The organism is Paenibacillus barengoltzii G22 (assembly GCF_000403375.2).
GTDB lineage: Bacteria > Bacillota > Bacilli > Paenibacillales > Paenibacillaceae > Fontibacillus > Fontibacillus barengoltzii.
This window is the reverse complement of record NZ_KE159654.1, coordinates 674,965-687,047: the sequence shown is the minus strand read 5'-3', so window position 1 is coordinate 687,047 and position 12,083 is coordinate 674,965. Positions and strand designations below refer to the sequence as shown.

The 12,083-nt window shown below is 51.1% G+C and carries 8 protein-coding genes, 8 tRNA genes and 1 rRNA gene; 15 read left to right on the top strand and 2 right to left on the bottom strand.

The features are described from left to right. The first annotated feature begins 16 nt into the window (after positions 1-16). The 15 genes from C812_RS17875 (at position 17) to C812_RS17805 (ending at position 9,749) form a co-directional block, all read left to right on the top strand. Positions 17-2,947, top strand: a 23S ribosomal RNA gene (locus C812_RS17875). A 67-nt stretch (positions 2,948-3,014) separates the two neighbouring features. Further along, positions 3,015-3,106 (top strand) — tRNA-Ser (locus C812_RS17870). 19 nt (positions 3,107-3,125) lie between these two features. After that, positions 3,126-3,202 (top strand) — tRNA-Met (locus C812_RS17865). 9 nt (positions 3,203-3,211) lie between these two features. Continuing rightward, positions 3,212-3,287: transfer RNA gene (locus C812_RS17860), tRNA-Val, on the top strand. 34 nt (positions 3,288-3,321) lie between these two features. Further along, positions 3,322-3,397: transfer RNA gene (locus C812_RS17855), tRNA-Thr, on the top strand. Positions 3,398-3,406: 9 nt separating this feature from the next. Then, a tRNA-Asp gene (locus tag C812_RS17850) sits at positions 3,407-3,483 on the top strand. Between the two features lie 83 nt (positions 3,484-3,566). After that, positions 3,567-3,639: transfer RNA gene (locus tag C812_RS17845), tRNA-Phe, on the top strand. Positions 3,640-3,691: 52 nt separating this feature from the next. Next, positions 3,692-3,777: transfer RNA gene (locus C812_RS17840), tRNA-Tyr, on the top strand. Between the two features lie 8 nt (positions 3,778-3,785). Beyond that, positions 3,786-3,858 (top strand) — tRNA-Lys (locus tag C812_RS17835). A 134-nt stretch (positions 3,859-3,992) separates the two neighbouring features. After that, positions 3,993-5,093 carry a PucR family transcriptional regulator gene (locus C812_RS17830; protein ID WP_016314058.1) on the top strand — a complete coding sequence of 367 codons (1,101 nt, stop codon included), beginning with the start codon at positions 3,993-3,995 and terminating at the stop codon, positions 5,091-5,093. Between the two features lie 134 nt (positions 5,094-5,227). Beyond that, positions 5,228-6,349 (top strand): ABC transporter ATP-binding protein, encoded by a 1,122-nt coding sequence (locus tag C812_RS17825; RefSeq protein ID WP_016314057.1) that lies wholly within the window; start codon positions 5,228-5,230, stop codon positions 6,347-6,349. 260 nt (positions 6,350-6,609) lie between these two features. Next, positions 6,610-7,551, top strand: a complete 942-nt coding sequence (gene hprK / locus C812_RS17820; RefSeq protein ID WP_016314056.1) for an HPr(Ser) kinase/phosphatase — start codon at positions 6,610-6,612, stop codon at positions 7,549-7,551. 11 nt (positions 7,552-7,562) lie between these two features. Next, complete coding sequence (gene lgt / locus C812_RS17815; RefSeq protein WP_016314055.1) at positions 7,563-8,603, top strand: prolipoprotein diacylglyceryl transferase; 1,041 nt, start codon at positions 7,563-7,565, stop codon at positions 8,601-8,603. Positions 8,604-8,610: 7 nt separating this feature from the next. Next, complete coding sequence (gene ppaX, locus C812_RS17810) at positions 8,611-9,264, top strand: pyrophosphatase PpaX (RefSeq protein WP_016314054.1); 654 nt, start codon at positions 8,611-8,613, stop codon at positions 9,262-9,264. Then, positions 9,261-9,749, top strand: a complete 489-nt coding sequence (locus C812_RS17805; RefSeq protein WP_016314053.1) for an acyltransferase — start codon at positions 9,261-9,263, stop codon at positions 9,747-9,749. Before ppaX ends, C812_RS17805 begins: the two co-directional genes overlap by 4 nt. 308 nt (positions 9,750-10,057) lie before the next feature. On the opposite strand, the gene C812_RS17800 is transcribed toward C812_RS17805, so the two are convergent. Together C812_RS17800 and C812_RS17795 are read right to left on the bottom strand one after the other, a co-directional pair. Beyond that, on the bottom strand, positions 10,058-11,464 hold the full coding sequence (locus C812_RS17800) for a DUF4179 domain-containing protein (RefSeq protein WP_016314052.1): 1,407 nt from the start codon (positions 11,462-11,464) through the stop codon (positions 10,058-10,060). Next, the gene (locus tag C812_RS17795) at positions 11,457-11,981 is read right to left on the bottom strand and encodes a sigma-70 family RNA polymerase sigma factor (protein ID WP_016314051.1); all 525 of its coding nucleotides are present in this window, start codon (positions 11,979-11,981) and stop codon (positions 11,457-11,459) included. Before C812_RS17795 ends, C812_RS17800 begins: the two co-directional genes overlap by 8 nt. Positions 11,982-12,083 lie beyond the last annotated feature (102 nt).

Below are 12,083 nucleotides of genomic sequence, written 5' to 3'. Positions count from 1 at the left end.
AACAAGTGAAGTAGTTGGTTAAGCTACTAAGAGCACACGGAGGATGCCTAGGCGCTAGGAGCCGAAGAAGGACGTGGCGAACAACGATACTGCCTCGGGGAGCTGTAAGCAAGCATCGATCCGGGGATGTCCGAATGGGGAAACCCGGCTAGGGTAATACCTAGTCACTCATCACTGAATACATAGGTGATGAAGAGGCATACCAGGGGAACTGAAACATCTAAGTACCCTGAGGAAGAGAAAACAATAGTGATTCCGTCAGTAGCGGCGAGCGAACGCGGATTAGCCTAAACCAAGGAGCTTGCTCCTTGGGGTTGTGGGACGTCTCACATGGAGTTACAAAGGTTCAGATTAGACGAAGAGGTCTGGAAAGGCCCGCCAAAGAAGGTAAAAGCCCTGTAATCGAAAATGTGGACCCTCCGAGACGGATCCCGAGTAGTGCGGGGCACGTGAAACCCCGTATGAATCTGCCAGGACCATCTGGTAAGGCTAAATACTCCCTAGCGACCGATAGTGAAGCAGTACCGTGAGGGAAAGGTGAAAAGCACCCCGGAAGGGGAGTGAAAGAGAACCTGAAACCGTGTGCTTACAAGAAGTCAGAGCCCTGTTTATGGGTGATGGCGTGCCTTTTGTAGAATGAACCGGCGAGTTACGTTTGCAAGCAAGGTTAAGGTGAGAAGCCGGAGCCGCAGCGAAAGCGAGTCTGAATAGGGCGAATAAGTTTGTAGGCGTAGACCCGAAACCGTGTGATCTACCCCTGTCCAGGGTGAAGGTGCGGTAACACGCACTGGAGGCCCGAACCCACGTACGTTGAAAAGTGCGGGGATGAGGTGGGGGTAGCGGAGAAATTCCAATCGAACTCGGAGATAGCTGGTTCTCCCCGAAATAGCTTTAGGGCTAGCCTCGGTGGGACAGTCGTGGAGGTAGAGCACTGATTGGGTGCGGGGCCCGCCAAGGGTTACCAAGCTCAGTCAAACTCCGAATGCCATAGACTGAATAACCGGGAGTCAGACAGTGAGTGCTAAGATCCATTGTCAAAAGGGAAACAGCCCAGACCATCAGCTAAGGTCCCCAAGTGTGTGTTAAGTGGGAAAGGATGTGGAGTTGCACAGACAACCAGGATGTTGGCTTAGAAGCAGCCACCATTTAAAGAGTGCGTAATAGCTCACTGGTCGAGTGACTCTGCGCCGAAAATGTAACGGGGCTAAACACACCACCGAAGCTATGGCTTGATGCTTTGCATCAGGGGTAGGGGAGCGTTGTGTACGCGTTGAAGGTGTACCGGAAGGAGTGCTGGAGTGTACACAAGTGAGAATGCCGGTATGAGTAACGAAAAGATCAGTGAGAATCTGATCCGCCGAAAGCCTAAGGGTTCCTGAGGAAGGTTCGTCCGCTCAGGGTAAGTCGGGACCTAAGGCGAGGCCGAAAGGCGTAGTCGAAGGACAACAGGTAGAAATTCCTGTACCACCGTAATCCGTTATGAGCGATGGGGTGACGCAGTAGGGTAGTGACGCGAGCTGATGGATGCTCGTCCAAGCAGTGAGGCTGGTGTGTAGGCAAATCCGCACATCGTTAAGGCTAGGCTGTGATGGGGAGGGAAAATTTACAGTACCGAAGGTCATGATCTCACACTGCCAAGAAAAGCCTCTAGCCAGGAGAAGGTGCCCGTACCGCAAACCGACACAGGTGGGCGAGAAGAGAATTCTAAGGCGCGCGGAAGAACTCTCGTTAAGGAACTCGGCAAAATGACCCCGTAACTTCGGGAGAAGGGGTGCCTCGGTAGGGTGAATAGCCCGAGGGGGCCGCAGTGAAAAGGCCCAAGCGACTGTTTAGCAAAAACACAGGTCTGTGCGAAGCCGCAAGGCGAAGTATACGGGCTGACGCCTGCCCGGTGCTGGAAGGTTAAGGGGAGCGGTTAGGGAGTCATCCCGAAGCTGTGAACCGAAGCCCCAGTAAACGGCGGCCGTAACTATAACGGTCCTAAGGTAGCGAAATTCCTTGTCAGGTAAATTCTGACCCGCACGAATGGCGTAACGACTTGGGCGCTGTCTCAACGAGAGATCCGGTGAAATTTTAATACCTGTGAAGATGCAGGTTACCCGCGACAAGACGGAAAGACCCCATGGAGCTTTACTGCAGCTTGATATTGGACTTTGATACGATTTGTACAGGATAGGTGGGAGCCTAGGAAGCCGGAGCGCCAGCTTCGGTGGAGGCGCCGTTGGGATACCACCCTGATCGTATCGGAGTTCTAACCTGGTACCGTGAACCGGTACGGGGACAGTGTCAGGTGGGCAGTTTGACTGGGGCGGTCGCCTCCTAAAGAGTAACGGAGGCGCCCCAAGGTTCCCTCAGAATGGTTGGAAATCATTCGAAGAGTGCAAAGGCAAAAGGGAGCTTGACTGCGAGACTGACAAGTCGAGCAGGGACGAAAGTCGGGCTTAGTGATCCGGTGGTACCGCATGGAAGGGCCATCGCTCAACGGATAAAAGCTACCCTGGGGATAACAGGCTTATCTCCCCCAAGAGTCCACATCGACGGGGAGGTTTGGCACCTCGATGTCGGCTCATAGCATCCTGGGGCTGAAGTAGGTCCCAAGGGTTGGGCTGTTCGCCCATTAAAGCGGTACGCGAGCTGGGTTCAGAACGTCGTGAGACAGTTCGGTCCCTATCTGTCGTGGGCGTAGGAAATTTGAGAGGAGCTGTCCTTAGTACGAGAGGACCGGGATGGACGCACCGCTGGTGCACCAGTTGTTCCGCCAGGAGCACAGCTGGGTAGCTAAGTGCGGACGGGATAAGCGCTGAAAGCATCTAAGCGTGAAGCCCCCCTCAAGATGAGATTTCCCAGTATGTAAGACCCCTTGAAGACGACAAGGTTGATAGGCCTGAGGTGGAAGTGCAGCAATGCATGGAGCTGACAGGTACTAATCGGTCGAGGGCTTATCCAAAAAACTCTAAAATGCAGTTGAGTTTCGTATCCAGTTTTCAAGGATTAAACCTTGATTTTTATGGCTTGGAGAGATACCCAAGTGGCTATAAGGGGACCCTCTGCTAAGGGGTTAGACTGCGTAAGCGGTGCGAGGGTTCGAATCCCTCTCTCTCCGCCATTTGTACAAGCTTAACTGTGGCGGCGTAGCTCAGCTGGCTAGAGCGTACGGTTCATACCCGTGAGGTCGGGGGTTCGATCCCCTCCGCCGCTACCATAATATTCCGGAGGCTTAGCTCAGCTGGGAGAGCATCTGCCTTACAAGCAGAGGGTCGGGGGTTCGATCCCCTCAGCCTCCACCATGATCTTTATTTGAAACATCATAATTTACACCGTGCCGGTGTAGCTCAATTGGTAGAGCAACTGACTTGTAATCAGTAGGTTGGGGGTTCAAGTCCTCTCGCCGGCACCATTCTCTTGCGGAGCCGTGGTGTAGAGGCCTAACATGCCTGCCTGTCACGCAGGAGACCGCGGGTTCGAATCCCGTCGGCTCCGCCATTTATTTGAATATTTCCACCGTAAAGTGGGAAAGTGTTCAACTTCACCGCTTTATTTTTTTGAATTTTTACCGTGTAATGTATGGCTCGGTAGCTCAGTTGGTAGAGCAGAGGACTGAAAATCCTCGTGTCGGCGGTTCGATTCCGTCCCGAGCCACTTTTATGCTTCCAGCATTAGATTGGACTGATCTGGGTAGCATAACACATATGGAGGCTTAGCGAAGTGGCCAAACGCAGCAGACTGTAAATCTGTTCTCTTACGAGTTCGGTGGTTCGAATCCATCAGCCTCCACCAGTTTTTATGAGCCATTAGCTCAGTTGGTAGAGCACCTGACTTTTAATCAGGGTGTCGAAGGTTCGAGTCCTTCATGGCTCATGATCTAAAGCCGTTAACCTTAGGGTTGACGGCTTTTTTGCGCGTTCGGCAGGACGAGGATTTAGGTTTACTCCGGCAGTTATGATAAAATAAGTCTAATAAACTCGAAAACGCATGGAAAGAAAGGCTACGCTATGGAGATCAAATTGCTAAAGCAACAAGTGGAGAGCGTCATCGGTACATTGCTGTCGGAGAGCGTATGGGAGACAAAGGACTGGAACGAAGTTGTAAGAGCCGAGAGTCCTATGGAATCTGGTCCATATCGCGTAAATGAGCGATGGATTTGGTTCGTCGAGCAGCATCAAGGAGGCGTGCGTGTACTTGAATCGGAGGTTGCCAAAGTAACGGATTCTGAAGCCCGGTTGATTCAAATGCTCCTGACGGCTGCCCGAGAGCCGGCAACGCCTTCCTCTAACTTGAAGCGAGAGGATGAAATGCGCAGTATTCAGTTGGGGGAGTGGCTGGAGGAACGCTTGGAGCAAGGAGAGCTGACTCAACCGTTGCCTGATCACTTGACCTTGAAGGCGAAGCTCAAGGGGAGGATGTTGCCCTTTTTACTGAGTTGGGAAAGTTCGGGACAAGGGCAGACGATTTCTTTTTCAAAGCTAAACAAGCTGTTGAAGAGCTACTTCGGGGGCGAAGTGGTTCTGGCTCCGCTGAAGGAGGCGTGGCTGATTCTCCTGGGTGAAGAGCTGTTTATGAGCCTGCGGGAGGAGAGCGAAGAGGCGGCGGAAACGGAACGCGACCTGATGGCTGCCTTATGCCAAGGCTTGTACGAGCTGGTGACCAACGAATGGGTTGGAGGATTTCACCTTACGGTCGGGAGCGCCTTGATTGACGAGAACGAATTGGTGTCCGCTACGTTGTTTTTGCGTCAGACGTTGGCCCTCGGTCGAATGTTTAATGTAACAGATCCCATCCATTTCCCTTGGGAACTGAGGCTGGAGCGGTTGGTGTACAGCATACCGGAAGAGCAACGCCGGCAATTTGCTTTGGAGCTTGGGGATCGTGCAGATTTGCTGCAGGATGAGGAGATTCGAACCACGCTTGAGACGTTTTTTGCCCTGGACTGCAATGTGAGTGAGACCGCGAAACGGCTATATATTCACCGGAACACGTTATTATATCGTATGGATAAATTCAAACAGGAAACCGGGTTGGATGTCAGAACGTTTAACGACGCAGTTTTGGTCAAGCTCGAGCTGCTATTGTATAAAGTGACGAAAAGGCTTTAAGATTTTTGTGCAGTTTGTGGATGGATGGGCAGCCCCCTATCGTCTAATATATAAATATAAAATGTATCCGATTTCATAAAGCATAGAACCAATACCCTAATACCACCAAATTAAAGTAATGGGAGGACGAAGACATGGCAGGCGTACGTTTAGAACACATTTACAAAAAATACCCGGGTGCTGCTAAAGCAACTGTAGAAGACATCAACCTTGATATTAAGGATAAGGAATTCCTCGTACTGGTAGGACCTTCCGGTTGCGGTAAATCCACAACGCTTCGGATGATCGCTGGTTTGGAAGAAATTACAGAAGGTAAATTGTACATCGGCGACCGCGTCGTAAACGACGTTGCTCCGAAAGACCGCGACATCGCGATGGTATTCCAATCCTACGCGCTGTATCCGCACATGAACGTATATCAAAACATGGCGTTCGGTTTGAAACTGCGTAAAGTGAAGAAAGATGAAATCGACCGTCGCGTTCGCGAAGCAGCTAAAATTCTCGACATCGAGCATTTGCTGGATCGCAAACCGAAAGCTCTTTCCGGTGGTCAACGTCAACGGGTTGCCTTGGGCCGCGCCATTGTCCGCGATCCTCAAGTGTTCCTGATGGACGAACCGCTTTCCAACTTGGATGCTAAACTGCGCGGTCAAATGCGCGCGGAAATCACGAAGCTGGTTAAACGTCTGGAAACGACTTGCATCTACGTAACACATGACCAAATCGAAGCTATGACGATGGGTGACCGGATCGTTGTTATGCATGACGGTATCATCCAACAAGCTGCTTCTCCAGAAGAGCTGTACAACCAACCAGGCAACATCTTCGTAGCTGGCTTTATCGGTTCGCCTACGATGAACTTCGTGAACGGTACTTTGGTGGAAGAAGCAGGCACCGTTCGTTTCAGAGCTACGAACATGGATGTTGTTGTGCCTCAAGGTAAAGCAACAATCCTGAGAGATAAAGGCTACATCGGCAAAGACGTTATCATGGGTATTCGTCCTGAGGACATCCATGAAGAGCCAGTATTCCTGGAAGCTTCGCCGCAAACGACCTTTACTGCTAACGTGTATCTGACGGAAAACCTGGGTCACGAAATGCAATTGTACCTGAACGGTGCAGGCAGCGACGGCCTGATCGCTCGTGTAGACGGCCGTTCCAATACACGTGAAGGCGACAACGTTAAACTGGCGATCGATATGAACAAAATTCATATCTTCGACAAAGAAACAGAACGCAACGTGTTCTTCAGCTAATTTGTTACGCGATGAAGAAACCGCCCTTCGGGGCGGTTTTTTTGTTAGGCAGGGGCAAAAAAGCTGCAGTGGGGCGATTCCTAGGCGGCTCACGGCCCAATGATTGATTTACGTGACAATTTCCTATACGATGAATACATTGAGTGATCTCGAACCAAGATGAATTAATGCCTTAATTCAGGCAGCTGATATCGGAGCCGGAGCTCGTTAGTTGACGGGCACCCTCATGTTGAATGCCGGCAGGGGAAAGGAAGAGCACCATGGCTAAAAAAGTGAAAGTATCCGAATTAGTGAACCAATTCGGGCTCGAGGTGGTTTCCGGAGAGCAAGGGTTAAAACGTGCGATCACGGTCGACGATTTGTATCGTCCGGGCCTGGAGATGGCCGGGTATTTTGAATACCATCCGCCGGAGCGCGTTCAGATTCTGGGGAAAACCGAGCTGGCCTTCTTCGAGATGCTACCGGAGAAGGAACGGAAAGATCGCATGGAGCGGTTATGCAGCAGCGATGAGACCCCTTGTATCATCGTTACCCGCTCTTGGAAGGTACCTGAGGAGCTGATTGAGATCAGTTCAGAGAAGCAAATCCCAGTCCTTCGCAGCAGCATGGCGACGACAATCCTGTCGAGCCGGATCACTAGCTTCTTGGAACGGAAGCTGGCGCCAACTGCGACGATTCACGGGGTTCTCGTTGACGTCTATGGCGTGGGGATGCTAATTACCGGCAGCAGCGGTATCGGGAAGAGTGAAACGGCCCTCGAACTGGTGAAGCGCGGACACCGTCTGATTGCGGACGATGCGGTAGAAATCCGGCAAACGTCGGATAACCAATTACACGGTACAGCACCTGAACTCATTCGCCACCTGCTTGAGATCCGCGGCGTGGGGATCATCAACGTCATGACGTTGTTTGGTGCCGGGGCCATCCGCAACAACAAGCGAATTTCGCTGGTTGTCAGACTGGAAGCTTGGCAACAAGAGAAGCAGTATGACCGATTAGGTCTGGATGAAGAGACTACGCGGATTATCGATACCGATGTCCCGCTGGTGACGATCCCGGTGCGTCCTGGACGGAACTTGGCCGTCATTATCGAGGTAGCCGCGATGAACTTCCGTTTGAAGCGAATGGGGTACAACGCTGCGCTGCAGTTTACGACAAAACTGACCGAAACGATTTCAGAAGATATCGACGATTTGGAGTAGGAGCGTGAACGATGGGCACTTTGTTATTAGACCCGATCGCTTTTTCCATCGGGGGCTTGAAAGTACACTGGTATGGCCTGATTCTGGGCTGCGCGGCTTTGGTCGGCCTTCTGTTAGCCGTTTGGGAAGGGAAGCGGTTTCGCATCCCTCAGGAATTTTTTATGGACTTGCTGTTATTGGGTGTACCGTCGGCGATTGTCGCCGCGCGGATTTATTACGTCGCGTTTATGTGGGACGATTACAAGGATAACTTCTGGGATGTATTTAAAATCTGGAACGGCGGTATCGCCATTTACGGGGCGCTGATCGGCGCGATCATCTGCGCGGTGATCTTTGTTCGGCGTCGCGGCTATAACTTCTGGCGGATCGCTGATATTTGTGCGCCTTCCCTGATTGTGGGGCAGATGATTGGGCGCTGGGGGAACTTCGTGAACCAGGAAGCTTATGGCGGACCAACAACGGAGAGCTTCCTTCGCGACAACCTGCATTTACCTTCATTTATTGTGAATCAAATGAACGTGCAGGGGACATTCCATCACCCGACGTTTCTGTATGAATCGTTGTGGAACCTGGTGGGCTTGATCTTGCTGATGATTTTACGGAGACAGAAATTTTTGCGCGCAGGGGAATTGTTCGCCTCGTATTTCATCTGGTATTCGATCGGACGATTCTTCATTGAAGCGTTGCGGACGGACAGCTTAGCGTTCCAGGGAGCATCCTGGCTAGCGTCGTTCGTGAATGGGCTATGGACGCCAATGACCTGGCTTGGATTCGAACAAGGGTATCTGGCGCCTTCTTACGGTAACGTTCGCATTTCCCAGCTGCTTGCCTTGGGCATTGTGGTTGCGGCGATCATCTTCATTATCGTACGTCGCAGTACCGTTCGTGACCTGCCGTACTACAGTGATCCTATTACATCTACGAAAGCCGCCGCAGCGGATGCTTTGCCGGTAACGGGTGGAGCGGCTGAATCTGAGCAAGCGAAGCTGTCTAAGACGGAGGAAACGACTGTGGAGGAGTTGGCGGAAGCGCCGGAAGACAAGAAGGAGTAGCAGCCACATGATAAACACCGTGTTATTTGATCTTGATGGAACGATCATCGATACCAATGAACTGATCATTACAACCTTTTTGCACGTCATTGATAAGCATGGCTTCCAGCCGCGCACGAGAGAAGAAATCATCCCGCATATGGGGCAAACGTTAGAGCACCAGTTGCAAGTGTTCTCAGGCCGTGAGGATGTAGCGGATCTGGTAGCAGATTACCGAAAATACAACCGGGAACGCCATGATGAACTGATCCGTGAATTTCCCCAGGTCAAAGAAGTGATCTCCGATTTGCACGAACGGGGGATCACGATGGGAATTGTCACGACGAAAATTAAGGAGACCACGATGCTCGCCTTAAACATGTTCGGGTTAAAGCCGTACATGAAATCGATCGTGACGGTGGAGGACGTGAAACATCCCAAGCCGCATCCTGATCCAATTCTGACGGCGTTGCGCGAGCTGGGGGCTGATCCGGCACACACGTTGATGGTGGGGGATAGTGCCGCCGATCTGCAATGTGCGAAGGCAGCGGGTGTGAAGGCAGCCGGTGTAGCTTGGTCGTTGAAAGGTGAGGCGGTGCTGCGCCAGTATCATCCGGATTACATCCTGCAAGAGATGCGAGATCTCTATGGAATCCTAGGTTTGGAGCCGGTGAGATCGTGAGACGAGTGAGGCGTTATCCGGTTGAAGGACCCAACGCACTCTGGCAGCTGTACCGGACGGTAAGCCCTTGGAAGGGCGTCCGGAACTTTATTTTTATCCAAATCGCCCGGTATTGCCCGATATTATCGCTGAAGAACGCCATTTACCGTCGGGTTCTCGGCATGAAGGTGGGCGAGCACACCGCGTTTGGGTTGATGGTGATGGTGGATGTGTTTTTCCCGGAGCTGATTACGGTGGGACGCAATTCGGTGATCGGGTACAACACGACGATTCTCGCCCACGAGTATTTGATCAAGGAATACCGCCTGGGTGAGGTGCGGATCGGCGATGAGGTGATGATTGGTGCGAACAGCACAATCCTCCCGGGTGTGACCATCGGAGACGGTGCAGTCGTCGCCGCCGGATCAGTGGTACATAAGGACGTGGCTCCGGGCACGTTTGTTGGCGGGAACCCGCTGAGGGTGCTGGAGCGGAAGAATCCCTAGAGTTGTGGGCGTGTCCTATGTCATCATCCGGAGTCCGATGTGGCTCAGCCCGCCTCTGCGGGCGCGCTAACGCTGACCAGGAGCGCTATTTTGCTGATTTTGGTGCTTTGAAATTTCTAACGACGCTGAGACACGCTATTTCGAGAAAAACACCTGAATTCGTCAGCAGAATGGAGCAATAAGCATTGTGATAAGCGTTAGAATCGTAATACGTTGATTTTAACTGCAATAAGGTTTGTGATAAGCGTTAGAAATAAAAGCGGTCCTTGAACCAGGCAATTTGCCGGGTGGGACCGCTTTTGTGTGTTTTATTTGAGTTTGATCTTGAATTCATGGGGTTTGAACGTGCTCTCTGTGGTTTCAGTTAGGGTAAAAGTTAATGGTTGTGCATACGTTTTGGGCTCCAGTTTGAATCGGATCACTTCAGTTAAATCGCTTGAATAATAAAACGGTGAAACTTCCATCTCCTTTTGTAAGAAGCGATGCTTATTCCCCTCATGATCCGTAAACTCTTCTTTGATTTCAAATGGGTGCTTCACTTTGTTTTCTTGTTTTTTCAACGCATAGATGCTGACTTGTGTACTTTGTTGATCAGGTGCCACTAACACCTTTTGGATTGAGGGGTCGGTGGTTAGGATTTCATTTTTCTCTGTATCGATAACCAGATCAAAGGATCTCGTGCTGGTTTTGGTTACTCTGAAGCCATCGATTTGAAGTGTAACTTCGTTCCAATCCGAGTAATAAAGGCTTTCAAAGTCAATGCCTTGAAGAATCACTTCGTTGTTAGCCAGAGACTCTCGATCATAAAAGCTACTTCTGGATGACGTATAGTAGTGGAACTGGTTCTCCTGTTTCTCACCCAAGTAGAGCTTAGCCTTAAGGTTAACCGCCATGTAAACATTCGTACGCATTTCAGGCTCAAAGACGATCGTGGTGCTCAAAGGTCGGAGGACCATTTCACGAATGGCGATCTTGGTGCGATCCACCGTCGCGGTTTGCTTAACAGGAATGATCTTCTCCAGTCCCTCATAAGGACGGCTGCTCCACTCAATAGGGAATTTTACGACCAGTTGATCGCGCATGACGCCGGAATTGATCCCAAAAGTCATTCTCGTGGGTGCATTCCCCTTCGGAAAGGTGATTCTGAAGAAAGTATGTGTGACATTCTCGGAATCAACAAAGGATGTGCCGGGATCATATATCGTACCGCTAAATCGTTGCTCATCATCAACCATATGAGCAAAATATCCATCGACAGCCATAGGATCCTTCGAATTCACCATCGAGTAAAACACAACCACTGTTCTCCCATCCGCCAACACCCCGTCAACGGTGACCTTCGTTCCCTTCACTTCCGCTGATTTCCCAATAGGTTGGTACAATCCATGTTCGGCGGCACGTTCCATCTCGGAAGTCATCAAGCCATCGACATAACTAGGGATCACTTCCGTTGAACTCGCGTTAGTGGATATTGAACCTCCAAGCGGTATGCCACCTTGCCAGATGAAGAACATCAGCATACAAACCGCAATCACCCCGGCAGTGCCAGAGATCCAAGTCCACCCTCGGTGCACACGCCATCTGCTGCGTAGAGTTTGCCCCTGTTCGATCCCACGCCGGATCGCAGCGTCCATTTTCTCGTCCAGGACTTGCTTCTCGGCGAGGCGGATTCCATCAAAATAACGGACCAGCTGGTCTTCCTCCCGATCAACCATAATACAATTCACCTCCCACATTCATATGGCGGCGCAGCTGCTTGAGCCCCTGATGCAGCCAGGTCTTAACCGTCCCCTCCGGACAGTCCAGCACCCGGGCAATCTCCGTCAAGGTCATGTCCTGATAGTACTTTAAGGTGAGGACATGGCGATATTTGGGCTTAAGCTGGTCCAACGCGGAGTCCAGATCCATTTTGAACACACTCACCATTTCTCTATTTACTTGCATACGTTCTGCCACGTACGGAAGAACTCGTTTCCGCCGTTTCAATTCATCGATGCAGGAATGAATTAAGATCCGGATGACCCATGGAATGAAAGCTTCAGGGTCTTTCAAGCGCCGGCATTTGATCCAGGCCTTGCACACCGTTTCCTGAATGGCCTCCAGCGCATCCGATTCGTTGCGCAAATAGCTGTAAGCAATGCCATAGAGCTTTCGCCGGTGATGTGAGATTAATTGATAAAAGGCTTGTTCGTCTCCGCTGCAGGCAGCGACAGCCCATTCTCTCTCTTCCAATTCGGGCCCCTTCCTTCCATGTAAAATGCAGCGAAACAGGGATTACCGGCCGGTAATTTGATTCCCTAAGTAAGGACAGCCAAGAAGGCCAAACGGTTTTAT

Excerpts from the sequence above, each read along its gene's own strand:
- ppaX (WP_016314054.1), top strand. The coding sequence starts at position 8,611 with ATGATAAACACCGTGTTATTTGATCTTGATGGAACGATCATCGATACC.
- C812_RS17830 (WP_016314058.1), top strand. The coding sequence starts at position 3,993 with ATGGAGATCAAATTGCTAAAGCAACAAGTGGAGAGCGTCATCGGTACA.
- lgt (WP_016314055.1), top strand. The coding sequence starts at position 7,563 with ATGGGCACTTTGTTATTAGACCCGATCGCTTTTTCCATCGGGGGCTTG.
- C812_RS17800 (WP_016314052.1), bottom strand. The coding sequence starts at position 11,464 with ATGGTTGATCGGGAGGAAGACCAGCTGGTCCGTTATTTTGATGGAATC.
- C812_RS17825 (WP_016314057.1), top strand. The coding sequence starts at position 5,228 with ATGGCAGGCGTACGTTTAGAACACATTTACAAAAAATACCCGGGTGCT.
- hprK (WP_016314056.1), top strand. The coding sequence starts at position 6,610 with ATGGCTAAAAAAGTGAAAGTATCCGAATTAGTGAACCAATTCGGGCTC.